This is a genomic window from Lacibacter luteus (assembly GCF_004118265.1).
Classification (GTDB): Bacteria; Bacteroidota; Bacteroidia; order Chitinophagales; family Chitinophagaceae; genus Lacibacter; species Lacibacter luteus.
On sequence record NZ_SDHW01000004.1, the window covers coordinates 133,887 to 160,794 of the forward strand.

Below are 26,908 nucleotides of genomic sequence, written 5' to 3' on the forward strand. Positions count from 1 at the left end.
ACTTTAAGCGGGGCAGAAACCCATTATCTGCTGTCGGGAAACAAAAAAATGTTGACAGGGCTGTAACAAATTGAGTTATTTTACCACCTATTCTTAAAATGTAACAAATGAAAATGGTGAAATTTTTCAGCCTTTTTGTGGCTGTTGTAATTGGAAGCTATGCGGCAAAAGCGCAAACAGCCGATGAAATTATTGCAAAACATATTGAAGCAATTGGCGGCGCTGCCAATTGGAAAAAAATATCAAGTGTTATCCGCACAGGATCGATGAGTCTGCAGGGTATTACAATTGAAGTAACACAAACAACCCTGCACCAAAAAGGAAGCAGACAGGATTTAACGATCATGGGCATGAACAATTATGTTATTGTAACGCCAACTGAAGGCTGGATGTTTATGCCGGTGCAACAACAAACAGAAGTACAAAAAATGCCCGATGAGCAGGTAAAAGATGCACAGGAACAACTCGATGTTCAGGGATCGTTTATTGATTACAAAAGTAAAGGGCACAGTTTTGAGCTGATTGGCTCCGAAACAGTTGAAGGCGTTGATTGCTTTAAATTAAAGATGACTGCCAAAAGCGGTGTTTTTGTAACATATTTTATCGACAAGAAAACATACAACCTTGTGCAATCTGTTCGTACTGCCGAAGGCAATGAGCTTGTAACTACTTTCAGCGACTTTAAGAAATTACCTGAAGGTATTGTTGTAGCAATGAGTTCAGTGGTACCATTAGGCAACGGCATTACAGCTGATTTTACCGTTTCTAAAATTGAGATCAATAAACCGGTTGATGAATCGTTGTTTAAGCCTGCTAAGTAAGCTAACAACAGCTTCAATAAAAAAGAGCGGCGCCTTTGGCGCCGCTCTTTTTTATTTCTTCTTACCCCATTTTTTCATATCCAGGTAGTCGAGAAAGTAAATTACTTTCAATGAAATATTGTTGTTCTGATCAGCATCAAGCGTATTGCCGAAATTTTTAAAATAATCACGTTCAATCGTTCTGTTAAACGTGAAGATCGAATTCTTCCAAACTACATTCAGGAAGCTGCCCGGTGCAAACTGCCAGGTATACACCATGTCAATATTAAAAAAGTTAGCATTCTGGTTAACGTTTCCGTTGAATGTATTGTTTGGCTGCAATTTTCCGGTCTGTTGTAAAGTATAATACGCCTTGTTGTCAACCGTACTTACATAGTGGCGCATACGATACGTGATCCACATCATATTCGTAAAGCTATACTTCACATTCAGCACATTTTCCACTGTGTTTACTTTGCGTTTTGCAAAAATCACATCATTGTTAGCGATGGTTGTAAAGCCCATATTGTTAAATCGAGGGTAGTAACCGAGTTTATGCGTAACAGAGAACTTACTGTTAAAGCGATAGGTTTGATTTACTGTTGCATCTACTCCAAACATATCATAGAAGTCAAAATGTCTGCGTGCAAAAATTTCCGACCAGAATGAATATTTCTTCGCCTGGTTACTGTTTACCCATCCGCCTAAAGCAAAACTTTGATTGCGTGTAAAGAACAAACCTGTTTTACGTGGCTCGTAAAAATCGTTTTGTTTAGTTGTGTAGCCCATAAACATACCAACCCACCACAATTTCTTCGTTTGTATTTCTGCATTAAAGTTTACGTTGCCGGTTTGGTAGGTTTCTTTTACAGCAGCAATTGGTGTAAACAGCTTGCTTACTCTGCCGTTTACGTTTAAGAAAATGCGGTTGTACCAATTCTTCGGCTCAATCCATTTATAACCCATCCATAAACCATGATCAAGAAAGTTGTTGTTGGTGAAATAACCAAGATCACGGTGCGTATACTTTGTATCCGTTAACTCCTGCCATACATTGAAATTAAAACGACCACTTGTTTTGCCGAAATAAAGCTGGTGACTGTAACCATTTTCGTTCTTTCCTCCGGGCAAATAACCCATGAGCTGACTTACTGCAAATTTCCCACCTACATTCCAGGTGTTCTTTTTATCGTTAAGATCAAAAAGACCGGCCGTAACGTTTGCATCGTAATCTGCACCGCTGCGGGTAACATTTGTATTGATCAATGAAACACTGCTGTTGTTTTTCATTGATTGATTAAGAACGATAATATTGTAATTGGTGAGTGGATCGGTAACAAACTTCCGCTGATCTTTTGTATTGATATCTTCAATAGTAGCATACTGTGTTTTGGTTACCGCATTTAAAATACCAATACCTAAACCACTTTGCGTACGGCCTGAAATTTTTGATGCATTAATCAGTTTCGATTCGGATGGATTCTTCAACAGCTTTTCGGAAGACGAGAGTTGGTTTGCTGCCTGTCCGTAATGAATAGGTGTACCACCAATGCGGCGTGAGTAAAACAATCCGCCTTTACTGAACAACTCTGTACCTTCTGTAAAAAAGTTACGGTACTCGTTAAACTGTACTTCAAACGGAGAGAGATTCAACACCTGGTTATCACTTTGTACTTGTCCGAAATCGGGGATCAATGTTGCATCCAATGTAAATGCCTGGTTCAATCCATACTTTACATCCAAACCACCGTTTACCTGGCCGGTTAAATTTTTTGTTCCTGTTTGATTGATGGGGAAATGATTTCCGTACACAGAAAAATAAGGAGAGAACTGTAAACGTACAGGCGGTTTAATATTGGTGATACCTGTCCAGTAACCTTCCTGTGTTAAAAAGCCATTTACGTTTGGATCAATAGGATTCCATGTAAACTGCTGACCGGTTTTCTGGCGGCGACGTGTCATGTTAACGCCCCATTCCTGTACCTCTTTTTTTCCAAAACGAATAGCGCCGTAGGGAATAAACATTTCAAAACTCCAGCCATTGTCATGCATTACTACTGCGCTTTTCCATACCGCATTCCAGCTGAAATCTTCGCTGTTGCCATCATTATTGGGAGCCATCTTTGCATCCCATTGTTCGTTAAGGGGAGTAACAAAATATTCAAAGCCATTGAGATTATCTTTATAGGTATCGAAGATGATACCGATGTAATCGTTCATACCAAAACCATCACGGCCTTTCAACTCTCTTGCAATACTGTCTTTTGTGCGTTCGTAACAAAAGCCTCCGAAATAAATACCTTCATCAGTATACATCAAATAACTCACTGTTTTTGACTCTTCTGCTTCTTTTACACCAACTGCCGGACGAAATTCAATATAGTCTGTTGCAAGCGATGCATCTTTCCATGCTTCTTCATCAAGTAAACCATCGATCTTAACAGGCTTGGTTGCACGTTTTGCTTCAAGTAAACGTGGCGCTGCTTTTTCCGTAATTTTTGGAGGATTGGTTTTCGACGTTTGTGCATACACGCATGTGCACACGAATAGACAGATCGATGATATGGTTAGTTTCAGCATGATGATGAGGTTTATACTATAACGGCACTAAAGTAGATTAGTTACACCGGGTTTGTTAAAAAATTAGACGAACGGTAGATTTCTGACAACATTTTTTTGCCACGTATTTTCATGAAAACAATATGGCGGATAGACGGAAAAAATCAAGGATGGTTGAGCTGGTGCTGAAAAAATATTCATACCAAGAAATATGCCGTGCAGCAGAAACAGCAACTAATTCTTTTACAAAATCGATGAGTGGCCGATCACCCCAACAAGTAGATTTCAGCAAATAGATTATCTTCCGAACAAATTGTACCAGCAAAAAAAAGATGAACAAACGAGCTTATCACATTTTCCTGTCAGCAGTTGGATTGTTTTTTCTTTGGTACTTAGCCCAACGCTCTGCTGCTTTATCGATGACGCATGATGAAAGCAGTACAACCAATGTTGTAGACGGCAGCTTTACCGATATCATGTTTGCTGCAAACATGTTTGGAACAGCCAATAACCATATATTGAACTCGCTCCTTTTAAAATTTTCGGTACAGCTTTTCGGGTGGCATGAGTGGAGCATCCGCCTTCCGAATGTTCTATTCTTTCTTGTATACTATGCAGCAGCTATATTAATTGTACAACGCATTACGCAAAACCGGTGGCTGCAGGTAACGGGCATAGTACTTTTTTGCACGCCGCATTTTTTACTCGATTATTTTTCGCTGGCCCGGGGGTACGGTATGGCAACTGCACTTGAAATGATGAGTTTGTATTTTTTACTGCTCTATTTTGCCGAGCGCAAGCAAAAACAACTGATCTATTCTTTTGTACTCATTGGCCTTGCAGTGTACGCAAACTTTACGTGGTTGAACGTGCTGCTTGCACAATGGGCACTGCTTAATTTAGCTTTACTAATTGCAGAAAAGCAAAAGCTGAATATACTGTTGCTTAAACCAATTTTAAAGGCCAATATTATTCCGCTTGTTACAACAGTTTTACTGGTATTACTTATTTATAAACCCATTGGTTATTTAAACAGTAATAACGAGTTTAAATGGGGCAGTGAAACATGGCTCACCTCTTTTCATTCGTTTGCTGTAAATCTTCATTACACGCATTCCTACTTTTTACTGCATTACGATATAAGGATAGTATTGCTGAAAACTGTGTTGATACTGCTGGCTCTTGCTGCAGCTGTTTTGCTTTTACAAAACCTATTCTTCAATAAATGGAAAAACATACCGGTTTTTGCACGTTACAGTCTTATAACTGCTGCAGGCATGCTGGCAATACTTATTATTTCTACTATTGTTCAACGGCATCTCCTCAACACATTTTATATTGATGGAAGAAAAGCGCTGCTGTACCTCCCCGTTTTGTTGTTGTTGCTGTTAAGTGTTGCTGTATGGTTGTTTGATGTGTATCCACGGTTTGTAAAATCGTTTACAGGAGTAGCCGCCACCTTAAGTATTTTGCATTTTGCAGGCATCTTTAATTTTTATTCCTGTTTTGAATGGTGGTACGATGCCAGCAGCAAAAAGGCATATCAGTATATTGTTGCCGATAAAAATACAACACCGAAAAACACTGCTGTTAACTGGCTGTTCTGGCAATCGATGGAGTTTTATAACAAGCGCATGTTCAACCGGCAGCTTCCACCGATTCTTAAAACAAACGAAATCTCCGGCTATAACAATATCAACTACGTGTATGTTATCGGCGATGAAATTCGCAACATTCCTCCCGTGTTTAAACCTGTAAAACGATACATGTGGGATCGCTTTCTTTTAAAACGGGATGAAGCGGCTTACCGTTTGTCTGCTGAAACATTTATCCTCCAGCAACAATTGGCCGACACATCTTTACGTCTTCCATTGGAACGATGGCAGCAAAAAGCTGATTCTGCATTACTGGAACAGCGCAAACAACTCAACTGGAACAACCTGCTGTACACCGAATAACAGCCGCTCATCCATAAACAGAAAATGCAACTGCATAGCTGCAAAAAGCTTTGTAATTTCCCGCTTCAACCAATTGTACTGAACATGAGAAAGTCAATCCTGCTTGCAGGTACGCTCTTCAGCGTACTGTTTTCATTTGCACAAAAGAAGCAAACAACAGCCGTTGCATCATCCGGCGAAGAATCAATTTATAGTTCGTTGAAGTATCGTTCCATTGGTCCTTACCGTGGCGGACGAAGTGCTGCGGTTGCCGGAAGCTTCAGCAACAAAACAACCTTTTACATGGGTGCTACCGGTGGCGGCGTTTGGAAAACTACTGACGGTGGTAACAACTGGAAAAATAGCAGCGATAAATATTTTGGTTCGTCCATTGGTGCAGTGGCAGTAGCGCCAAGCGATGAAAGCATTGTGTATGTAGGCGAAGGCGAAAATACCATGCGTGGTAATGTGAGCGAAGGTCTTGGTGGTATGTGGCGCAGCGATGATGGCGGACGCAGCTGGAAAAATATTGGATTGAAAGATGGTCGTCACATCATACGTATACTTATTCATCCAAAAAATCCTGATGTGCTGTGGGTAGCGGTGATGGGGCATTTGTTTGGGCCAAATGAAGAACGTGGTGTATATAAAACAACTGATGGTGGTAAAACATGGAAGCGTACGTTGTTTGTAAATAATCAAACAGGTGCAAGTGATTTGGTGATGGAGCCGGAAAATCCTTCTGTGTTGTATGCAGGTACCTGGCGTTTGATACGCACGCCATATAGTTTAGAAAGTGGCGGTGAAGGAAGTGGCTTGTATAAATCAACAGATGGTGGTGAAACATGGACCAATGTTTCTGCAAAGAAAGGTTTGCCAAAAGGCACATGGGGAATTGTGGGTGTTGCATTTGCACCATCGAATCCTGAACGCATTTATACCATCGTTGAAAACGCAAATGGTGGTTTATTCCGCAGCGATGATGCTGGCGAAACATGGCAACTCATGAGCAGCGATAATAATATTCGTCAGCGTGCATGGTATTACAGTAAAGTATTTGTTGATCCGAAAAATCCTGACTTGGTTTATTGCCCCAATGTAAACTTCATGTACAGTCGTGATGGTGGAAGAACTTTTCAATCGCTACGTACACCACATGGCGATCATCATGATCTGTGGATCGATCCTGCAGATGGCAAGCGTATGATCGTTGCAGATGATGGCGGTGCACAGGTGAGTTATGATGGCGGTAACAACTGGAGCACTTACATGAATCAACCAACAGGTCAGTTCTATCGTGTATCAACCGACAACAGTTTTCCTTACCGCATATTGGGTGCACAACAGGATAATTCAACAGTGCGTATTAAAAGCAGAACAACCGGTGCAGGTATTACTGAACAGGATTGGCAGGAAACAGCAGGTAGTGAAAGTGGATATGTTGTTGCTGATCCCAATAATCCGGATATTGTTTATGGTGGCAACTATGGTGGTTATCTTTCACGTCTTGATCACAAGACAGGTGAGAACAGAGCCATTAGTGTGTGGCCCGATAATCCAATGGGCGCAGGTGCAGATGTGTTGAAGTATCGTTTTCAATGGAACTTCCCAATTTTCTTTTCACCACACAATCCAAAGAAATTATATACCGCAGGTAATGTATTGTTTGCAACAGAAAACGAAGGTCAAAGCTGGACTGCCTTGTCACCTGATCTTACAACAAATGATAAGAGCAAACAAAAATCAAGCGGCGGCCCTATTACGCAAGACAATACAAGTGTTGAATATTATTGCACCATTTTCACCGCAACAGAAAGTTTTGTTGAGAAAGATCTGTTGTGGACAGGTAGTGATGATGGTTTGATTCATGTAAGTAAGGATGGCGGTAAGAATTGGGAGAATGTTACACCCAAAGATGCACCGAAATTGATGATGTGGAATTGTGTTGATGTTGATCCGGTAAAAAAAGGTGCCGCTTATTTTGTTGGCACACGTTATAAAGTTGATGATTACACACCATACATCTACAAAACAGAAGACTATGGTAAAACATGGAAGCTCATTACCAACGGCATCAACAAAATGCATTTTACAAGAACCATGCGTGCAGATCGTAAACGACAAGGTTTGTTGTATGCAGGTACTGAATTTGGTATGTACATTTCATTCGATGATGGTGCTAACTGGAAACCTTTTCAGTTAAATATGCCTGTTGTACCTGTTACAGACATGACGATCAAAGAAAATGATCTCATCGTTGCAACACAAGGAAGAGGTTTTTATGTGATCGATGATTTAACGGTATTGCAACAAGTGAAAGCGGATGTTGCTGCAAAAAATCTGCATGTGTTTCCGGTGAATGATAGCTGGCGTATGCCGATGAGCCGTTTCTCACGACGCTTTGGAGGCACCGCACAAAACATTGGTGAAAACCCTGCAGGCCCGTTGGTCATTACTTACTATGCAAAAGATGTAGCTGATAGTACCAAAGCATCGGTTGCGTTGTACGATAAAAACAAAAAGCTGATTAAAACATTCAGCACCGATGGTAAGGATAAACTGGAGATTAAAAAAGGAATGAACAATTTTGTTTGGGATCTGCAATATCCTCCTGCTGAACCAAGTGAAGGTATGATTCTCTGGAATGGTGCACCGGGTACAATTACAGCAGCACCGGGTAATTATTTTGCAACAGTGAAAGTGGGGAACGATTCCACACAGGTTTCGTTTACCATTAAAGCCGATCCGAATTATGCAATGACACAGGATGCATACGACGAACAGTTCAACTTCCTGTTGAGCGTGCAGCAAAAATTCAATGATGTGCAGAAAGGTATTAAAGACATTCGTGCATTACGTACACAGATCAACGATTTCATTGGCCGACAAGGCAAAGATGTTCCGAAGGAAATTAAAGACATGGCAACGTCAATTACCAAAGAGTTGACAACGATTGAAGAAACATTGTATCAAACAAAATCAAAAAGTGGACAAGATCCGTTGAACTATCCCATCCGCATCAACGATAAACTGAGCGGTGTGTTTGATGTTGCCAACAGCGGCGTAAACGCTCCGAGCAAACAATCAAAAGAAGTGTTTGCTGACCTGAGCAAACAAGCCGATGAACAGTTGAATAAGCTGAAGAAAATAATTGCAGAGGATGTGCCGAAGTTTAACCAGCTCATCAGGGAAAAGAGTTTACCGGTGATTGGGATTAAATAAATACTTTTAGCATAGAGCTTATTGTAGCGGCGGCCTTCGGCCGCCGCTACTGTTTTATAACCTGTGCCGTTTTGCCAAAACAGGCGAATCCTTTACTTTCGGGGGCATGAAAACGTTTTGCAGTTCTATTATCGCTTCACTCTTTTTTTTAACTGCCTGCTCAAAAAAAGAATCTGCTGAAAACAGCTATTTCTTCGATTATGAACAAGTGGTTGGCTGGAGTTCTATTCAACTGGAAAAAGGTTTTGCCAGAAGTGGAAAGTATTGCGAACGTATTACACCCGATAAAGTTTACAGCAACACCTTTATTCTTCCGTTAGCAGAAACCGGTAAGCAAAATTTAAAAAAAATAATAGCAAGTGTGTGGGTTACCGGTCCGGAAGTACAGCAAGATCTTAAGCTGGTAATTGACATGTATTCGCCTACAGAAAACAAATCGGTTAAGAACGTGTACATGCCTATTCCTGTCGCCGACATGCAAGGGAAAGGCAAATGGATCGAATACAAAACAGAACTTGACATTGCTGATATACTTGACGGCAGCGTTATTGCGAAGGTATATGTGTGGAATCCCGGGGCACAGAAATTTTTTGTCGACGATTTCCGCATCAGTTTTGAATAATCAGCAATCATTCATGTTTACAGTTGCAACAGTGCTTATTGTTCCGGTTTACAATCCGCTGCCGGGTTGGGAAAAACTGTTACATCAACGTTACACAGAGTTGGCAGATGCATTATCACAACCACTACAGCTTTGTATTGTAAACGATGGCAGTACAAACGGAAATTTTGAACCGGCTGCAAATTGGTTGCAACAGCAATTGCCGGCTGTTATCATTGAATCGTATACCGGAAACAAAGGGAAAGGTGCTGCATTACGTACAGGAGTTAAGCTTGTTGAGGCAGCCCATTATGTATTTACTGATGTCGATTTTCCTTACACAACAGCAAGTGCGGTTGCAATTATCAAATTAATGCAATCGGGCAATGCCGACCTGGTAATTGGCAATCGAAACAATCAATATTATCGGCAGATCAATTCCTTTCGTGCCGGCTTATCAAAACTGGTTCGTTTCTTTATACGGGTTTTAATGCGAATGCCTTTCGACGATACTCAATGTGGTTTAAAGAGCTTCAACCAAAAAGGCAAAACAATATTTTTAAACACACGTATACCTACTTATCTGTTCGACATGGAATTTGTGTTACAGGCAGTGCGTTCAAAAGCTGTTGTACAAACAGTAGCGGTTGAATTAAGAAAAGATGTACACCTTAGTCGCATGCCGCTAAAAGTGTTGCTACGGGAATTAAAAAATTTTATCGGCTTACTGTTCAGTTAAATATGCAAACTGCCTCACGATACAGCCTGTTGCTTCTTTTGTGTGCATCTGCAGCCATTACATTGTTGGTGTTTTGGCCTGTTGTTACACACCTTAACAGTGCAATGTTTACCTATTCCGGTGATGGATTGAAAAACTATTATGCAGTCAGCTGGTATCTGCAACACAATCATGGCTTGCATTTTACAGGCATGAATTATCCATTTGGCGAGCATCTTTCGTTTGCTGATGGACAACCCGGACTTTCATTGCCCTATAAATGGATCAGCTATCTGTTTCCATCGTTGCAACAGTATGGTATCGGTTTAACCAATGCAGCTGTGCTTATTGGCATATTTATTACACCATACTTTTTGTATAAAATATTACGGCACTACCATGTATCGAATGCGTTTGCAATAACCGGAGCGCTGCTGATCTGTTTTTTAAGCCCGCAGTTATTTCGCATTGAAGCGCATTACGGTTTAAGCTATCCGTTTTTCTTTTGTGCGGCCTGGTATTTTTTTCTGCTGTTTGAAGAAAAGAAAACGATTCGTTCTGCAGTTGTATTGATTGCGTTTATCTCCTGGATCGGGCTATTGCATTTTTACCTGGCGGTAATCGTTGCATTATTCCTTACTGCCTATCTCTTGCCTGCAAGTATTCTTCAGTTTAAAACAACTGACCGAAAACAGTTACTTCTTCGCTGGGCAATTGTAATTACGCCAATCGTTTTGTTGCAGTTATTCATGCTTACTACCGACAGTATTACCGACAGACCAACAAAACCATGGGGCTTTTTTTACGCAACAAGCGACTGGACTTCTGTTTTTCTGCCGCATATTGTTGATCTTTTTGGTAATCCTGCCAAGCCTTTGTTCGATCGGTACTGGGAGGGTTTTGCTTACATAGGCATGACTGCAAATCTTTTTTGTATCATCTTTATCATTCATTCAATTGTTCGGTTAGTTCAAACAAAACAACCACGATCAATTTTCACAACAGAACAAAACCTGTTTTTACTTTCTGCTGTTTTGCTGCTGCTGTTTTCCATGAGCATTCCGTTTAAATGGGGCTTGCAATCGTTGATTGATAAGTTGCCAATGCTTCGGCAGTTTCGTGCACCGGGACGTTTTGCCTGGCCATTCTATTATGTAACAGGCGTGTTTTGCATTGTTTATATCTGCCGGTTAATACAAGACGCAAAAAAAGCATTCGTTAAAAACTTACTTCTTTCATTTTCTGTTTTGCTTGCATTGGTATGGACAGCAGAATGCATTTACCGAATGATTGACCGCAATGAACTGGCTAAACGTGCAGTTGCACACTACCGCATTATTGCCGAACAAAACATTGCCGATCTGTTAAATAAAAGCGGACATTATGCAAGCGAATTTCAATCGCTGCTCGTGCTTCCTTATTTCCATGTTGGCTCCGAAAAATTCAGCATGAACAACGGGCTTTCCGAAATACATGCCATGAAAACATCCTTGCAAACCGGACTGCCTTTAATGAATGTAATGCTGTCGAGAACTTCGCTGGAGCAAAGCAAACAATCTGTACAGTTTATTTCCGATTCGCTTGTGCAGAAACAACTCATCAATAAACTATCCGGCAAACCAATACTTGTATTGGTCACCCCTCAGGAATTAACAGGCAGTGAACAAGAACTTGTACGAAAAAGCAAATTACTGGCCTCGCAAAACGGGTGGTCGTTGTATGCATTACAGCCTGCTTCCCTTTCAGCAAATCATATATGGGTAAAAATGCAGTTTACGAATCGCCAACAACTGTTTAAACAATACGGCAGTTACTTCAGCAACGATAGCGCATCTTCTGCAATATTAAAGTTTACAGATGTTGATGCTTCGATTAATAAGCCGGCTAATGGGGTACAGTTTGCAAATGAATTAAGTGAGCTCCTGAAATTTCCTGTTGGTAAATACAAAGCCGGCGATACGCTACGCATGAGTGCATGGCTTAGCATTGAAGCAGATGTTGAAACTTTTCCTGTGCTTGCCTGCACACAACAGGACGCAGAAGGAAAAGATATCCGCTACGATGAAGCATCGTTTAAACGGGCAACAAATGTGTATGGTAACAATGTAATGGCAGTTAACAATTTTGTAATGCATCCAAACGCAGTACAGGTATCTATTCTGTTGTACAACCCTGCCCGTATCTTCAATTTACAGGTCTGCCGGATAAATGAAATCATTCTTATGCCTTCGGGCAAATCGTTTTACTTTAATAATATCTTTATTCCATAACCGGTTTTATGAAACAAAGCAGCCTCTCCCGAAATACATTTTTCCTTTGTGGTGTGCTGATGCTGCTTACTTCATTTTTTTATTATCCCAAATGGAACAAACAAGGTAGTGAAGCAACCATCAGTTGGGATGTTTCAGGTTATTACATGTATCTGCCTGCAACATTCATTTATAAGGATCTCAAAAAATGTACATTTAAAGACAGCGTTCTTGCAAAATATCAACCAACACCCGATTTTCAGCAAGCCTTTCTCCATTCTTCCGGTAATTATGTAATGAAATACCCTTTGGGACAGGCATTGGTGATGTTGCCATTTTTTACCGCAGCTCATCTTTATACAAAAGCAACGAATGGAGCTGCAAATGGTTTTTCTAAACCGTACCAGTTTGCACTAAGCTTTGGCATGTTGCTTATTGCATTTCTCGGCTTATGGGTGTTGCGTAAAATTTTACTGCACTTCTATTCCGATACTGTTACTGCCCTCAGTATTTTTTGCATAGCGCTTATTACCAACTATTTTAATTATGCAGCTATCGATAATAACATGGTGCATAACAGTCTCTTTACAATCTACGCTTTGCTTATTTACAACTGCATTCTTTTTTACAAAACACCAACCATTAAAAAAGCACTGCATATCGGATTATTCATTGGATGGGCAACCATTATCCGCCCTACTGAAATAATTTCGATCCTCATTCCTTTGCTTTGGGGTATCGATAATTTCACTGCGTTAAAAAACAGGTTACAGTTCTTTATAAAAAACATTCGCTATCTCTTAGTGGCTGCAACAGGCATGGCGATTTTTCTATTTGTGCAATTAGCTTACTGGAAATATGTAAGCAACGAATGGGTTGTTTACAGTTATCAGGATCAGGGTTTCAGCTGGTTGCATCCGCACTTATATCGTGGTATGTTTAGCAGTAATAATGGGTGGATCACTTACACCCCTGTAATGCTGCTCGCATTTATTGGTCTGCCTTTTCTATATAAACAACGGCGGCAGTTATTCTATACGGTTTTTCTGTTTACATGCTTGTTTATTTATATCTGCTTTGCATGGGATATCTGGTGGTATGGTGGCAGCATGGGTATGCGTGCAATGATTCAGGCTTACCCGCTTCTAACTATTGCATTAGCTGCTGCCATTGAGCGAATTATTGCTGCAAAAAATTATGTAAAAACAATTGCAGGTTTATTTATTGGCTTTTGTTTGTATTACAATGTTTGGCTTACACACCAGGCACATCTTGGCGGGTTATACCGTGCCGGAGAAATGACAGACGCATACCTGAAGGCGGTATTTCTGAAATGGCAAGTTGAACCGCAAACACAGTTTTTACTTGATCGTGCAGACAATGCAGGCTCTGAATTGATTGCAGCAAGTGAGCTATACACAAATAATTTTGATACAGAATCGGATTCATATGCCACTACCAATTATGCTATTAGTGGCAAGAGCATTTTACTTACTGGAGAAAAACAATCAACCCCCGAATACTTTTTTGCTGTTCCACAAAACAGCGGCGACTATCTGCGTGCATCTGCCACATTCCGTACAGAACGGAAAGAGTGGAATACCTGGGGCATGGCACAGTTTATTGTAAAGCTGTATAACGATAATGCGTTGCTTGACTATAAAATGGTTCGTGTGTTTCGGGTACTGAACGATAATGAAACCAAACGTCTTTTCTTTGATGCTAAACTTCCGAAGGGGGTTAACAAGGCATCGGTTTCTTTCTGGAATTCAGGCAGCGATCGACCACTTTTGATTGATGATCTAAAGGTACTGTTACTGGAAAAGTAAACTTTACTTTAAGCACGGCCTCATATCCTGCAATGATGCAAATTCTCAACTGCATTATTATTCATCCAGCAGATCAGGTCTTCTTTCTTTCGTACGTTGTAAAGCCTGCTCATGCCGCCACTCTTCAATTTTTTTAAGATCACCACTTAAAAGAATGTCAGGAATTTTCCAGCCATTGTAATCTGCCGGGCGTGTATAAACAGGAGGTGCTAATAATTGATCCTGGAAGGAATCGGTCAATGCGGATGTTTCATCGTTGAGTACGCCGGGAATGATACGGCCAATTGTATCAACCAATACAGCTGCTGCCAGTTCACCTCCACTCAATACATAATCACCAATGGAAATTTCCATGGTTACATAATGCTGGCGGATGCGTTCATCAATGCCTTTGTAATGACCGCAGATGAGTAATAAATTTTCTTTGAGTGAAAGACGATTAGCAGTTTGTTGTTTCAACGTAACACCATCAGGTGTGAGATAAATAATTTCGTCAAACTTTTTTTCCTGCTGCAGTTCGTTGATGGCTTTTTCCAATGGTTCGCACATCATCACCATACCTGCACCGCCGCCATATTGGTAATCATCCACCTGTCCGTATTCATTCACCGCCCATTTGCGCAGGTGATGAACAGTAACAGTCAAGAGTCCTTTTTCTTTCGCCCGTTTCATAATGGAATGATTCAACGGACTATCCAGCAACTCAGGAACAATGGAAATAATGTGAATGTGCATGCAGCAAAGATAAGTACGAAGGGAGAAGTACGAAAGTCACCAGCCGCTTAAAGTTCTGACGGAGGTCAGCAATACCCCTGATAACTGAAGTGTAATTGCTAAGTTTCATTTCAGACATTTATAATTCAGTTGAATTAACAATTCCTTTTTGCAATCCGGAATTACTTTTAAACAAACACAACCTATGCGGCATTTTTATTTGATCCTGTACGTTACAGTAGCATTGTCGTCTTGTGCGCCTTTCTATAGTGGACAATATCTTACATCGCAGCAAAACACATTGTCTTCCATTCCTCTCAAGCCTCATGATCATGAAGTAGATGTATTCTTCGGGCAGGAAAAACCAGCGAAGCCTTACTACAAAGTGAAACTGGTAGAAGTACAGGATTTCTCTGAACAGCGTGCCGATGCAATGCTGAAAAAATTGAGAGAAAAGGCTAAGCAGGAAGGCGTTGATGCTTTATTGATAAATGACATTGGCGGACAAACAGTCACTACTACGTCGCTGGCCACAAATACAGTGCAGATTTTTCAGAAACTGGTTGCCATCGGTCTTAAATACAAAGAGAATATTGACTATATGTCTGAGATTCTTAAAGAGCAGGTTGTTCGGATATGGCCGGATGATAATCCTGATCCCAAGATATTTACCATGAGTTATGATTTTAACGGAAAGAACCTGTCGTTGAAAGACAGCTTTACCCGACGTTTTTTTTTCAGAGACATTTATTTATTCGAAGATCATGCATCTGTTTATACTCCGCAGGATGATTGGGAATTTCGTATGGACACACTGAATAATTTATTTACGAAACGGGTACTTGTAAACGGTGTGCCTGTGTTGAAGAGTGATTTTAAATTAAACGGACCGGATCGTGGGAAAGCAGTTGTCATGATTAAAAAAGATAACTATTATAATCTTGAAAAGTACGAATTGGAAAGTAGTTATAATGCTGCAGGGCTGCCGGTAAAGAAAACATTGAAGAAAAAGAAGCTGGGAAATTTATGGACAGAAGAAACGATCTATCGTACAAATGGATTACCTGACAAGATCACACGCTATAAAATTGTAGAAGGAAAGGAAGTGTTGTACTTCGAAATTCAGAATACTTATTACAGCAGCGACGATTTACCGGCAACGGATAATTAATCTTCCATAAACTCATCCAGGTCTCTGCGTTCTTTCTTGGTGGGCCGTCCTACTTTGCTCAAACGTTTGCCCGTATGGAAAGAAGAGGCAACAGATTTCATCCGTTCCAGCTCTTCGGCTGGCGTAACATCAATATAGAATTTAATGGCTTCGCTGTATTGTACACGATTGTGCAACAGTCCGCTTACTTTAATGCGCCAGCGTTTGGCTTCCGTCTTTACTTCGTATTCATCGCCCACGCTTACCAGCTTTGATGCTTTACAACTGTCGCCGTTGTACTTCACTTTGCCGCTGTCGCAGGCGGCTGCGGCCTGGCTGCGTGTTTTAAACAGCCGGATAGCCCAGAGATATTTATCGATCCTCAGTTTTTCTTTCGCTTCCATAACGGATGCAAATTTACAATTTGTGTTTTAACTATATTCGGTCACTCAATTAAACAATATGAAGCATTTCTTTCTTGGATTTTGTTTTTTAATGCTTGGCTTTTTATCGCAGGCACAGTTTAAGGCCGATAAAATAAAATGGACAGCCGACAACAATGGTTTGTACGAAAACGATAACAATGCCATAGTAAGCACCAATTTCAAAACCGGCGCGCAAAAAGTAATTGTACCTGCCGATGCATTGAAAGCAGGCAAGATCAATATCAAAGATTTTACCATCGGTGCTGATGAAAAACAGGTGCTCATTTTTACCAACACAGCCCGTGTGTGGCGTTACAATACCCGTGGCGATTATTGGTTGTTTGATATTGCTTCGGCCAAATTGCAACAGATAGGAAAAGACAAACCTGCTCAAACATTATTGTATGCAAAACTGTCGCCCGATGGGAAGAAAGTAGCGTATGTACATGCCAATAATATTTATGTGGAAGATGTAACAACAGGTGTAGCAACAGTTCTTACATCAACCAACAATTCCAAAAAACTCATCAACGGCACGTTCGATTGGGTGTATGAAGAAGAGTTTGGTTGCAGAGATGGTTTCCGCTGGAGTGCCGATAGCAAGAGCATTGCTTACTGGCAGGTGGATGCCAACCAGATCAAAGATTATTACATGCTCAATACAACCGATGATATTTATTCAAAAGTAATTCCGGTGGAGTATCCGAAAGTAGGTGAAGCACCATCGCCGGTAAAGATCGGTGTAGTGAATGTTGAAAATGCAAAAACAACATGGATGAATATTCCCGGCGATCCTGCAAATAATTATCTGCCACGTATGGAATGGAGTGCTGCAAACGAACTGATCGTTCAACAACTCAACCGCAAACAAAACGAAAGCAAATTGTATTTCTGCAATGCTTCTACCGGCGAAGCAAAACAATTTTATACAGAAAGCGATAAAGCATGGATCGATATTAAAAGTCGCTGGAACGATGATGATCCTCGTGGCTGGGAGTTTATGGAAAAAGGAAAATCGTTTTTATGGGTGAGTGAAAAAGATGGCTGGCGACATATTTACAAGGTAACACGTGATGGAAAAGAAACATTGCTTACTGTTGGCAACTACGATATTGCAACGATCAGTGCAGTTGATGAAGCAAAGAACGAATTGTATTTTATTGCTTCGCCCGATAATCCGATTCAACGCTATCTCTACAAAGTAAAAATGGATGGCAAGAGTAAAGCCGTTCGTGTTACACCTGCGGGTTACGAAGGCACCAACAGTTACGAATGTTCGCCCAACGGAAGTTATGCTGTGCATGGATTTAACAGCAGAACAGTTGCACCTGCTTCGCAATTTCTCAACCTTGCTACACACAAACCAGTTGCAGGTGATGAGTTGCTGAAAACCATCAAGCCGGTTAACAAAGACAATCTTGAATTCTTTACCATTACTACCGAAGATGGTGTTACCATGGATGGCTGGATCAGCAAACCAAAGAGCTATGATCCATCAAAAAAATATCCTGTTGTATTATATGTGTATAGCGAACCTGCAACCACAACGGTGGAAGACGAATTTTACTCAGGGAATAATTTTCTGTTTGGTGGCGATATGAATGCACAGGGTTATTTCTATGTATCGTTCAACAGTCGTGGTACGCCAACATTGAAAGGCGCCGAATGGCGTAAAAGTATTTACAAACAAATCGGCCGTATCAACATCCGTGACCAGGCAATGGGTATGAAAAAATTATTGGCCGATCGTTCTTATCTCGATGCAAACCGTGTTGCAGTTTGGGGCTGGAGCGGTGGCGGTTCAACTACTTTGCATTTGATGTTCCAGTACCCCGATCTGTTCCAGACAGGTATTGCCATTGCAGCTGTAGGTAACCAATTGTTTTACGATAACATTTACCAGGAACGTTACATGGGTATTCCACAGGAGAACAAAGATGATTTTATAAAAGGTTCGCCCATTACCTATGCAAAAAACCTGAAAGGAAATTTATTGTACATCCACGGCACAGGTGATGATAATGTGCATTACAGCAATGCGGAAGTGTTGGTGAATGAATTGATCAAAAATGGCAAACTGTTCCAGTTTATGCCTTATCCCAATCGTACACACAGCATCAGCGAAGGTGCGGGAACGTTTCAGCATTTAATGAAACTGTACACAGCTTATTTGAAAGAGAAATGTCCTCCGGGAGCGAGATAAATTTTTCCAATAAAAAACGGGATGCATTGCATCCCGTTTTTTATTGGCGTACACAACGCTCAAAAAAATCTTATCTTAATTGCTCAACCAAACATGCATGAGAACAAAATCTTTTTTCTTTTTCCTGTTGCTGTTAACAGCATTGCAGGTAACAGCTCAACGTACATTGATCCATTGCGGTAAACTCATCGATACAAAAGATGGCAAAGTAGTCAGCAATGTCACCATTATTGTGCAAGGCAATTTAATTGCCGATGTGGTGAATGGATTTACAACGCCTGCTGCCAACGATAAAGTCATCGACTTAAAAAATAAAACAGTGATGCCCGGCTTAATGGATATGCATGTTCATCTCGAAAGTGAAACTAAGCGAGGTGCAGCAGCAGATCGTTTTACCATGAACCCGCCCGATCTTGCTTTTCAAAGTACCGTGTATGCACGTGTTACACTCATGGCCGGGTTTACTACAGTGCGTGATCTTGGCGGAAGTGGTGTAAATCTTTCGTTGCGTAATTCTATTAACAGAGGAATTGTTGTAGGGCCACGCATTTTTTCTGCAGGTAAATCTATTGCTACAACAGGTGGTCATGCCGATCCTACCAATGGTTACAGCAAAGCATTGATGGGTGATCCCGGTCCTGCTGAAGGTGTGATTAACGGACCCGAAGAAGCGTATCATGCCGTTCGTCAGCGTTACAAAGATGGAAGTGATGTGATCAAGATCACTGCAACAGGTGGTGTATTAAGCCAGGCGAAAGATGGATCAAGTCCGCAGTTTACTGTGGAGGAAGTAAAAGCGATTGTAACTGCTGCAAAAGATTATGGATTTATTGTAGCAGCGCATGCACACGGTGCAGAAGGCATCAAACGTGCTATTAAAGGTGGTGTTACAAGTATTGAACACGGAACTTATTTAGATGATGAAGGCATTGCTCTTGCAAAAGAACATGGAACCTGGCTGGTACCAACTATTACAGCAGGTAAATCAACTGCTGATAGTGCAAAGATCCCCGGTTATTATACCGATGTAGTTACACCAAAAGCATTAGCAGTTGGCCCGCATATACAAAACACATTTGCAAAAGCATACAAGGCAGGTGTGAAGATTGCTTTTGGTACCGATGCCGGTGTGTTTGCGCATGGTAAGAACTGGATGGAGTTTGTGTACATGACTGAAGCCGGTATGCCAGCAATGGAAGCAATACAATCTGCAACAAAGAATGGTGCGATGCTGATGAACATGTGGGATAAGCTGGGCAGTATTGAAAAAGGAAAGATCGCTGATATTATTGCTGTTGATGGTGATCCGTTAACGGATATCAACGTAATGGGCAAGGTTGTGTTTGTGATGAAAGAGGGGAAAGTGTTTAAGAAGGATGGGGTGCAGGTGTTGTGAGATTACTAGATGATGAAGTGATTCATATTGCAAAAATTTGCTGTCATCCCGAGGAGCGAGGGATCTGTCGAGTTTAATCTTGTTATTAAACAGATCCCTCCTTCGTCGGGATGACAATTTTTATCAGCTTTTGTTTTAATAATCAGCATAGAGAAAACACTTTCTTCCACCGCATTTCTCCTATTGCATAACTCTGTTTTCCGCTGTACCTTATCCGTTCAAAACATCTAACCATGATCGACAATTTTTATCTTGCATTGGCTGCTATCTTGTTATTGCCATTGATTCCTGCTTACATCATTTATAAATTTTTGCCCGAAAGCGAAACCAATGTGGAAGGGCCTTATAAAAAACTCAACTTAAAATTGAAAGGTGCTTTTGCCGGTTATTTTTTACTGGTGTTGTTAAGCCTGGGATTGCAGTACGTTGTGATGACGAGTAAAGAAGGGAAGAAAATTGAGCAACTGATGCAATCCATCAACGACAGCAGTCAACTGATGCAAACCTATCGTTCACAACTTGAAGCAGGAAAAAATCCGGTGATCGACTGGAAGATCAAGGGTATTGTATCGCCAGGAGAAAAAGAAGGCACCCGTTTCTTTTTTGATGATGGCACTACATCCAAAAATCCTGATGGCAGTTTTGAACTCATCAAGCGAAGCATTGCTGCACAGGGCAAAGCCAATCCGCCGAAATGGATCTGTGTGTACAATCCGGTTACGGGTTACCAGGTCATCAGTTTAAACCGTGAATTACCGCATCCGGATATTGCAGCATACAATGTAAGTTTCAATGATGAGTTACATGAAATACTTATCCGTAAAGCAATTGACATTAACAGCGCAGTAAAAGATTCGATTGTAGCGGTAGCAGGATTCCTTGAAAAGAATCCGGAGTTAAAAGCAAAGGTCTCGCAGGTTGATCCCAACTTTTTTATTAAAGCAGAAAACACAAAAAAGATTCGTGACAGAAATAAATTAGTGCACATGCCTGTAAGGCAATGATGCATGTTTAATGCCGTAGATTATCCAATTGTAGTTTTTAAGTTTAGAGATGTCTCCTTCGTCGACATGACTGAACTCAGCAAACACAAAAGGCGCAAAGAAAAATCTCTGCGCCTTTTGTGTTATCTATGAGCAACCAACTATGCTTCCGAAAAATGTTTATGGAAGTAAGGAATGGTTTCAATGCCTTTGTAGAAATTGAAAATATCGTACTTCTCATTCGGGCTATGCAGGTTATCGCTGTCTAAACCAAAACCCATGAATACGATCTTAATGCCCAGCTCTTTTTCAAACAATGCACAAATAGGAATACTGCCACCACCACGTACAGGAATCGGGTCTTTTGCAAACGTATCCTTAATGGCTGCAGCGGCTGCTTTGTACGCTTTACTGTCAACAGGAGTCATGTAAGGTTCGCCACCATGATGTTCATGTGCGTTCACAGTTACACCTGCAGGAGCAATGCTCTTAAAGTAGTTCAATAATTTTTCGGTGATCACTTCGCTCGATTGATTAGGTACCAAACGTGCAGATATTTTTGCAAATGCTTTTGAAGGCAACACAGTTTTTGCACCTTCACCCGTATAACCACCCCAGATACCATTCAACTCCAATGTTGGACGAATGCCGGTGCGTTCATTTGTTGTAAATCCTTTTTCACCCCAGAGCTTTTCTACACCAAGATCGGTGCTGTATTCTTTTTCATCGTAAGGAGCAGCGGCCATCAGTTTGCGTTCTGCTTCGCTTGCTTCTACCACATCATCATAAAAACCGGGAATAGTAATGTGATTGTTTTCATCATGACAACTTGCGATCATCTTTGCCAACATGGTAATGGGGTTTGCAACAGCACCACCATACACACCACTGTGCAAATCACGGTTAGGGCCTGTTACTTCCACTTCAATATAGCTTAAGCCACGCACACCAATATCAATGCTTGGGTTTTCCATACTGATCATGGCTGTATCGCTGATGAGCACTACATCTGCCTTCAGTAATTCTTTGTTTGCTTTTACAAAGGTTGCAAGATTAGGACTGCCCACTTCTTCTTCACCTTCAATACAGAATTTAATATTGGTAGTGAGCGAATTTGTTTTCACCATTGTTTCCAACGCTTTCACATGCATATAAAACTGACCTTTATCATCGCAGGCGCCACGTGCAAAAATTTTTCCGTCTTTAATTACAGGCTCAAATGGCGGACTGTTCCATAAGTTCAATGGATCAGCAGGTTGCACATCGTAATGGCCATACATCAATACTGTTGGCTTTGCCGCATCAATGATCTTTTCGCCATACACAATGGGGTGACCGGCCGTTTCGTAAATCGTAACCGTATCGGCACCGGCTTCGAGCAAACGTTGTTTCACTGCTTCTGCGCAAGTGATCATGTCGGCTTTGTTTTCGCTTTTCGCACTAATAGAAGGAATACGTAAAAGTTCGAGCAACTCATTTAAAAAACGTTCCTTGTTTTGTTCCTGGTAATCTTTCCATGCCTGCATATACAATAGTTTAATGCTTTTAAAAGGAGTACGAATGTAGGCGTTCGGCCCAAGGTTGCCAAGTTTTTACAAAGTTGCAGAACCGTATTTCTTTTTGCAAAAAAATGGCAGCATTTTACCCGCAGGTTAAAGAAATGTGAAGAAGAAAAGATGTTCATAAGTTCTGCAACATTCTATCGCTTCCCTCGTTAATATTGCATCCATAACGGCCGCTGCAGATGCTACTTCCCGCTTGCTAAAGTGAAGATGTTTTCTGCAGGGGCCGTGACTATTTTAAGCACCGCTATACTACATTAAATGTTACTGCAACTGGGCAATGGTCTGAAGCTCCCTGTTTATCTGTAACTCCTGTAAATCGTGCTCCTGCATACTGTGTTGCTTTAGTAATTAAACCTTTACGAACAATCACCGGCACTGCTGTTGGGTTTGCATTTGCGAGATGTTTCGACAGAAAAATATAATCGATCTGTTTGTAACGTTCCTCTACAGGCACTGTTGTTGTATCCCAGAAATGCGTCCATTGTTCTGCGGGGTCAGAAATTCTTGTCTGCACAATATTTTCCATCCAGCTGCTTTCTAAAAGTTTTTTCAAGCTTGTTTTATCGTCGGGGTAATCGTTTAAATCTCCCAATACAATCCAATTACTTTTCTCCGGTTTGTTTTTATACTTCTGTTTGATGATATCTAACACAGATTGTGCCTGCAATTCTCTTCGGGCAGCAGTCTTTGCCCTTTTTTGTGCAGGTGTAAGATCGCCTTTATCGAACATCGATTTAAAATGGTTGACGAACAATGTAAGCGGCTTATCGCCAATAATAAATTCTGCTTCCAGGCAATCTCTTGAAAACACAGCTGAAGATCCGTTCCTGAGATACTGATGCGTTTTTACATAGCTGATAGGAATTTTGCTGATGATGGCCACATCGATGAGGCGTGGATCATTTGCATCAATCAACATCCTGTATTTATAACCGGAAGAAGACATGTATTCGGAAAGAAAGTTTTTCAGCGTATCCATATTCTCCACTTCCTGCAGGCAAACAATATCTGCTTTTGTTGCTTTGATTGCATCTGCAGTAAGTTTCCGTTCGGTTTGATTAACGGTTGATAAAACAGCTTTATCAATGATGAATCCGTCTTTAATTTTTTTCTCTACTTGTTCCTTACTAAGGTTTTCGTTGAAGCGAAAGCGGCGAAACAGATTTTCGCAGTTAAAGGTTGCAACAGTTATTGTACTCATATTGATGATTTATTTCAGTAAGTTACTGTTTCAATAAGGAAGATGCAATACCGCAAAGCGTAGATACTGTAAACAAAAAAGCCCTGCAATGTTGCGGGGCTTTTTTGTTATTTCTGTATGCTTTTATAATGCTGAATAACGTTGCTGCACAAATTCCCAGTTCACAACTTTCCACCAGGCTGCAATATAATCGGGACGCTTGTTTTGATACTTGAGATAATAAGCATGTTCCCACACATCTAAACCGAGCAAAGGTGTACCCTTAATATCGCTCACATTCATTAGCGGATTATCCTGGTTAGGTGTTGAGCCGATCTTTAATTGTTTGTTGCCATCAACATACAACCATGCCCAACCACTGCCAAAACGGTTTTTACCGGCATCGGTAAACTGTGTTTGAAATGCCTCAAAACTGCCGAATGATTGCTGGATAGATGAAAGCAGTTTGCCTGTTGGTTGTCCGCCACCATTTGGTTTCATGCAACGCCAGAATAACTCGTGGTTGTAATGACCACCACCGTTATTGCGAACTTTTGCTGAGTACGCAGAAATATTGCTGAAAACAGCTTCTACTGGTTTCGACTGATCGATGTTTTCTGCTTTAGCAGCATCACGCAGGTTTGTTGCATACGCTGCTGCATGTTTACTGTAATGAATCTCCATTGTTGTGGCATCAATGATTGGCTCAAGATCCTTATAAGCGTAAGGCAAAGCTGTTTGCTCAAAGCCTACCAGTGCATTGCTGCTGCCCAATACTTTTGCAGAAGTACAGCCTGCAAGCAAATCAACCCCAACAACACTTGCAGCAGCAACAGCTACTGTTGTTTTTGTTGTTTGATTAATAAACTTACGGCGTGAAATATGATTTGACATAATGTTTAATTTTTGTTCATGTAAGGTACAACCAAATGCTTTGCACCTGTTATTGTTTTTCCTTTAGCCAACGGCTAAGACCAATTCGCCGCATGGTTCGGTAATAGAACTCTGCATTAAACAGGTTCGAATCTTTCATGGCCTTCCAGGTTAAAAACATTCCAATAGGAATTAATATAGCAGTAGACATCCACATGCCTGTAACTGGTTGCATCGCATCTTCTTTTACTAACTTCTCTCCTGTTGTATTCATGATGTGAAACACAATAAAAAAGAACACAGAAATAACCAATGGCAAACCCAATCCTCCTTTACGAATAATAGAACCTAACGGAGCGCCAATTAAAAACAGTACCACGCATGCAAAGGAAAGCGTGAACTTACGATGACGTTCCAGCTTATGCAGACGAAGTTGCTTTTGCTGTTCAATATAATCGTAAGCTAAAAACTCGGCTACGCTTTTTACACCCGATATTTTTGTTACGGCATTTGAATACACATTCCGCTTTAATGTATCGGGTATCAGCTGATCAACGTTTTTTGCTTTTACTGCAACTGCTTTGTGTTTCTTCCACACACTGTCGGGTACCGATTGCATGGGCATTGATGGCCGCAACTCTCTTTCCGATCTGTCACGCAATTTTTTTACTACTCCATTCAGCGAATCAACAACCGTATTCAGTTGTTGCAGGCTCAACATTTTGTAATAGGTTTTAAATGTTGAGTCGGCCGTTTTATTCAACTTAAACGAACTAAGATCAAATACTTTCTTATACTCTTTAAACCCTAAACGGTAATACTCTGTTTCAACCGTACCGGGATTTCCTTTTTCCTGGTATCGCCAGCCATTCTGTAAGTTGAAGGAAAGAAAACGCTGATCGGGTGAGATCGTCATCGTTCCTTTTTCTGCAAGAATAATATTATCCTGCAACGTGTAATTGTGTTCGTAAATAACTACGTTATGAATAATTGAATCGTTCTCTTTTTTCCCGATCTTGATGGTATATCCATCCAGCTTTTTATAAAAAACCCCTTCCTTAATATCGAAAGCAGGTTTCGCTACACGTATATCGTACAGCAGTGTGCGCATTTTTAATTCAGCAACAGGTATAACATAGTTGGCGAAAGCAAACGCAACCAATCCTAAAATAGCTGATACAACCAACACCGGGCGCATAAAACGAACCAAAGGAATACCTGCACTTTTTATAGCAACCAGTTCAAACGATTCGCCGAGGTTACCAAACGTCATAATGGAAGAAAGCAAAATACCTAACGGCAAAGCCAATGGTACAAGCGTGGTGCTTACGTAACCAATAAACTGAACCAGGGTGAGCACATCAATGCCCTTGCCAACAAAATCATCGATGTATAACCAGAAAAACTGAATAACAAGAATAAAAAGGGCAATAAAGAAGGTAGCAAGAAAAGGCCCGATAAACGCTTTTATGATAAGTTTGTCTAACTTTTTTATCACTGATCTTCTTTTTTTATGCAGGAAAAAGCAAATGTAAGTCTTTCGGCTTTTGAGCAGCAACTGGTAAACGATCCTGCGTGGATTTTAACAAAGAACGGCATTATTGAAAAGGTTTATGCATTGTTCGGAAATCTTAGTGAAGCTTATAAGCAAACAGTGCAATTGCTGCCACTTCCTGCAGAGATAAGCGCAGCAGGCGCTAAAATATCCCGGGGTGAAAATTATGAGGGACTACCGTATGTAATGCTTGACTACCCTCGTTGCTTTGGTAAGGATGATGTGTTTGCAATACGAACATTTTTCTGGTGGGGACACTTCTTCAGCATAACACTGCATTTGAAAGGAACCTACTTGCAACAATACAATACTTCATTACTTAAAAATGAAGAAACACTTATTGAGAATGATGTTTGGGTGAATACCGGCAATGAAGAATGGCAACATCATTTCAGGAGTAACAATATGCAGTTACTTAAAAACAATAGTGCACTGCTGCAGAATAAGCAGTTGTTGAAACTTGCTTTTGTTTGCAGTTTAAATGATTGGGATAACGCAGAAGAAATACTTATGAAAAAGTTCCGGTTGTTCTTGCAATCGGTATTGGAGCATTAGCTTCCAATACGGTGAAACAGATCTTTCACCTGGTATTCCCATAATTGACTTTGATCTTTGATTTCTTTCTTCTCTGCAAAATCTTTTACAACCAATATTGTTTGATTGGAAATTTCAGTGCGCTCAATACGAAATTCAAAGTATTCGTCTTTAGGAGAATGTACCCAGCGATAGCGTACAAATTTATCTAATTCGCTGTCCAGCATTTCTGCTTTTTCGTCCGATCCGTTCCAGTTAAAAGAAAAGATCCCATCACGCTCATCCACTTTATCGGCAAACCACTCCTGCAATCCGGAAGGAGTTGATAAAAACTCATATAAAATAGTTGGTGAACATCTTACAGGAAACTCCAGTGTGTATAAAACTTTCTTGCTCATTTCAGTTTCGCCAGGCG

The 26,908-nt window shown here is 40.7% G+C and carries 20 protein-coding genes; 12 read left to right on the forward strand and 8 right to left on the reverse strand.

The genetic code is table 11. The features are described 5' to 3' along the window. The first annotated feature begins 113 nt into the window (after positions 1 to 113). The gene (locus tag ESA94_RS14030) at positions 114 to 821 is read left to right on the forward strand and encodes an outer membrane lipoprotein-sorting protein (protein ID WP_164972747.1); all 708 of its coding nucleotides are present in this window, start codon (positions 114 to 116) and stop codon (positions 819 to 821) included. Between the two features lie 51 nt (positions 822 to 872). Here the strand turns inward: ESA94_RS14030 and ESA94_RS14035 are convergent, their stop codons facing one another. Beyond that, positions 873 to 3,380 carry a DUF5916 domain-containing protein gene (locus ESA94_RS14035; protein WP_205755985.1) on the reverse strand — a complete coding sequence of 836 codons (2,508 nt, stop codon included), beginning with the start codon at positions 3,378 to 3,380 and terminating at the stop codon, positions 873 to 875. 311 nt (positions 3,381 to 3,691) lie between these two features. On the opposite strand from ESA94_RS14035, the gene ESA94_RS14040 reads away from it, so the two are divergent. From ESA94_RS14040 to ESA94_RS14065, 6 genes are all read left to right on the forward strand, one after another. Next, the gene (locus ESA94_RS14040; protein WP_129131562.1) at positions 3,692 to 5,317 is read left to right on the forward strand and encodes an ArnT family glycosyltransferase; all 1,626 of its coding nucleotides are present in this window, start codon (positions 3,692 to 3,694) and stop codon (positions 5,315 to 5,317) included. Between the two features lie 84 nt (positions 5,318 to 5,401). After that, positions 5,402 to 8,518, forward strand: coding sequence for a WD40/YVTN/BNR-like repeat-containing protein (locus ESA94_RS14045; RefSeq protein WP_129131563.1), 3,117 nt, complete (start codon positions 5,402 to 5,404; stop codon positions 8,516 to 8,518). 106 nt (positions 8,519 to 8,624) lie between these two features. Next, positions 8,625 to 9,140: a hypothetical protein gene (locus tag ESA94_RS14050; protein ID WP_129131564.1), complete on the forward strand. Its 516-nt coding sequence runs from the start codon at positions 8,625 to 8,627 to the stop codon at positions 9,138 to 9,140. A 13-nt stretch (positions 9,141 to 9,153) separates the two neighbouring features. Next, on the forward strand, positions 9,154 to 9,858 hold the full coding sequence (locus ESA94_RS14055) for a glycosyltransferase family 2 protein (RefSeq protein WP_164972748.1): 705 nt from the start codon (positions 9,154 to 9,156) through the stop codon (positions 9,856 to 9,858). 2 nt (positions 9,859 to 9,860) lie between these two features. After that, positions 9,861 to 12,107 carry a hypothetical protein gene (locus ESA94_RS14060; RefSeq protein ID WP_129131566.1) on the forward strand — a complete coding sequence of 749 codons (2,247 nt, stop codon included), beginning with the start codon at positions 9,861 to 9,863 and terminating at the stop codon, positions 12,105 to 12,107. 8 nt (positions 12,108 to 12,115) lie between these two features. Then, positions 12,116 to 13,915, forward strand: a complete 1,800-nt coding sequence (locus ESA94_RS14065; RefSeq protein WP_129131567.1) for a hypothetical protein — start codon at positions 12,116 to 12,118, stop codon at positions 13,913 to 13,915. 57 nt (positions 13,916 to 13,972) lie between these two features. On the opposite strand, the gene trmD is transcribed toward ESA94_RS14065, so the two are convergent. Continuing rightward, positions 13,973 to 14,650 carry a tRNA (guanosine(37)-N1)-methyltransferase TrmD gene (gene trmD / locus ESA94_RS14070; RefSeq protein WP_129131568.1) on the reverse strand — a complete coding sequence of 226 codons (678 nt, stop codon included), beginning with the start codon at positions 14,648 to 14,650 and terminating at the stop codon, positions 13,973 to 13,975. 184 nt (positions 14,651 to 14,834) lie between these two features. On the opposite strand from trmD, the gene ESA94_RS14075 reads away from it, so the two are divergent. Next, entirely contained in the window at positions 14,835 to 15,800 is a 966-nt protein-coding gene (locus ESA94_RS14075) for a hypothetical protein (protein ID WP_129131569.1), read from the forward strand. Here ESA94_RS14075 and ESA94_RS14080 read toward each other — a convergent pair. Continuing rightward, positions 15,797 to 16,183, reverse strand: a complete 387-nt coding sequence (locus ESA94_RS14080; RefSeq protein WP_129131570.1) for an RNA-binding S4 domain-containing protein — start codon at positions 16,181 to 16,183, stop codon at positions 15,797 to 15,799. The genes ESA94_RS14075 and ESA94_RS14080 overlap by 4 nt on opposite strands. Before the next feature lie 58 nt (positions 16,184 to 16,241). On the opposite strand from ESA94_RS14080, the gene ESA94_RS14085 reads away from it, so the two are divergent. The 3 genes from ESA94_RS14085 (at position 16,242) to ESA94_RS14095 (ending at position 20,807) form a co-directional block, all read left to right on the forward strand. After that, a complete protein-coding gene (locus tag ESA94_RS14085) occupies positions 16,242 to 18,407 on the forward strand; it encodes a S9 family peptidase (RefSeq protein WP_129131571.1) in 2,166 nt (721 codons plus the stop codon). Positions 18,408 to 18,504: 97 nt separating this feature from the next. Further along, entirely contained in the window at positions 18,505 to 19,803 is a 1,299-nt protein-coding gene (locus tag ESA94_RS14090; RefSeq protein WP_129131572.1) for a metal-dependent hydrolase family protein, read from the forward strand. A 233-nt stretch (positions 19,804 to 20,036) separates the two neighbouring features. Continuing rightward, entirely contained in the window at positions 20,037 to 20,807 is a 771-nt protein-coding gene (locus ESA94_RS14095; RefSeq protein ID WP_129131573.1) for a hypothetical protein, read from the forward strand. A 140-nt stretch (positions 20,808 to 20,947) separates the two neighbouring features. Here the strand turns inward: ESA94_RS14095 and ESA94_RS14100 are convergent, their stop codons facing one another. From ESA94_RS14100 to ESA94_RS14115, 4 genes are all read right to left on the reverse strand, one after another. Further along, a complete protein-coding gene (locus ESA94_RS14100; protein WP_129131574.1) occupies positions 20,948 to 22,312 on the reverse strand; it encodes a dipeptidase in 1,365 nt (454 codons plus the stop codon). 283 nt (positions 22,313 to 22,595) lie between these two features. Further along, complete coding sequence (locus tag ESA94_RS14105) at positions 22,596 to 23,552, reverse strand: endonuclease/exonuclease/phosphatase family protein (RefSeq protein WP_129131575.1); 957 nt, start codon at positions 23,550 to 23,552, stop codon at positions 22,596 to 22,598. A 123-nt stretch (positions 23,553 to 23,675) separates the two neighbouring features. Then, on the reverse strand, positions 23,676 to 24,425 hold the full coding sequence (locus tag ESA94_RS14110) for a superoxide dismutase (protein WP_129131576.1): 750 nt from the start codon (positions 24,423 to 24,425) through the stop codon (positions 23,676 to 23,678). A gap of 49 nt (positions 24,426 to 24,474) precedes the next feature. Further along, entirely contained in the window at positions 24,475 to 25,902 is a 1,428-nt protein-coding gene (locus tag ESA94_RS14115; protein WP_129131577.1) for an LptF/LptG family permease, read from the reverse strand. 15 nt (positions 25,903 to 25,917) lie between these two features. Between ESA94_RS14115 and ESA94_RS14120 the strand changes: the two genes are divergently transcribed. Beyond that, positions 25,918 to 26,514, forward strand: a complete 597-nt coding sequence (locus ESA94_RS14120; RefSeq protein ID WP_129131578.1) for a hypothetical protein — start codon at positions 25,918 to 25,920, stop codon at positions 26,512 to 26,514. On the opposite strand, the gene ESA94_RS14125 is transcribed toward ESA94_RS14120, so the two are convergent. After that, the gene (locus tag ESA94_RS14125; protein WP_129131579.1) at positions 26,511 to 26,891 is read right to left on the reverse strand and encodes an START-like domain-containing protein; all 381 of its coding nucleotides are present in this window, start codon (positions 26,889 to 26,891) and stop codon (positions 26,511 to 26,513) included. The two genes, ESA94_RS14120 and ESA94_RS14125, sit on opposite strands and share 4 nt — an antisense overlap. Positions 26,892 to 26,908: the final 17 nt, after the last annotated feature.

Bases quoted from the DNA above. Each gene is read 5' to 3' on its own strand.
- ESA94_RS14030 (WP_164972747.1), top strand. From the start codon at position 114: ATGGTGAAATTTTTCAGCCTTTTTGTGGCTGTTGTAATTGGAAGCTAT.
- ESA94_RS14035 (WP_205755985.1), bottom strand. From the start codon at position 3,380: ATGCTGAAACTAACCATATCATCGATCTGTCTATTCGTGTGCACATGC.
- ESA94_RS14040 (WP_129131562.1), top strand. From the start codon at position 3,692: ATGAACAAACGAGCTTATCACATTTTCCTGTCAGCAGTTGGATTGTTT.
- ESA94_RS14045 (WP_129131563.1), top strand. From the start codon at position 5,402: ATGAGAAAGTCAATCCTGCTTGCAGGTACGCTCTTCAGCGTACTGTTT.
- ESA94_RS14050 (WP_129131564.1), top strand. From the start codon at position 8,625: ATGAAAACGTTTTGCAGTTCTATTATCGCTTCACTCTTTTTTTTAACT.
- ESA94_RS14055 (WP_164972748.1), top strand. From the start codon at position 9,154: ATGTTTACAGTTGCAACAGTGCTTATTGTTCCGGTTTACAATCCGCTG.
- ESA94_RS14060 (WP_129131566.1), top strand. From the start codon at position 9,861: ATGCAAACTGCCTCACGATACAGCCTGTTGCTTCTTTTGTGTGCATCT.
- ESA94_RS14065 (WP_129131567.1), top strand. From the start codon at position 12,116: ATGAAACAAAGCAGCCTCTCCCGAAATACATTTTTCCTTTGTGGTGTG.
- trmD (WP_129131568.1), bottom strand. From the start codon at position 14,650: ATGCACATTCACATTATTTCCATTGTTCCTGAGTTGCTGGATAGTCCG.
- ESA94_RS14075 (WP_129131569.1), top strand. From the start codon at position 14,835: ATGCGGCATTTTTATTTGATCCTGTACGTTACAGTAGCATTGTCGTCT.
- ESA94_RS14080 (WP_129131570.1), bottom strand. From the start codon at position 16,183: ATGGAAGCGAAAGAAAAACTGAGGATCGATAAATATCTCTGGGCTATC.
- ESA94_RS14085 (WP_129131571.1), top strand. From the start codon at position 16,242: ATGAAGCATTTCTTTCTTGGATTTTGTTTTTTAATGCTTGGCTTTTTA.
- ESA94_RS14090 (WP_129131572.1), top strand. From the start codon at position 18,505: ATGAGAACAAAATCTTTTTTCTTTTTCCTGTTGCTGTTAACAGCATTG.
- ESA94_RS14095 (WP_129131573.1), top strand. From the start codon at position 20,037: ATGATCGACAATTTTTATCTTGCATTGGCTGCTATCTTGTTATTGCCA.
- ESA94_RS14100 (WP_129131574.1), bottom strand. From the start codon at position 22,312: ATGCAGGCATGGAAAGATTACCAGGAACAAAACAAGGAACGTTTTTTA.
- ESA94_RS14105 (WP_129131575.1), bottom strand. From the start codon at position 23,552: ATGAGTACAATAACTGTTGCAACCTTTAACTGCGAAAATCTGTTTCGC.
- ESA94_RS14110 (WP_129131576.1), bottom strand. From the start codon at position 24,425: ATGTCAAATCATATTTCACGCCGTAAGTTTATTAATCAAACAACAAAA.
- ESA94_RS14120 (WP_129131578.1), top strand. From the start codon at position 25,918: ATGCAGGAAAAAGCAAATGTAAGTCTTTCGGCTTTTGAGCAGCAACTG.
- ESA94_RS14125 (WP_129131579.1), bottom strand. From the start codon at position 26,891: ATGAGCAAGAAAGTTTTATACACACTGGAGTTTCCTGTAAGATGTTCA.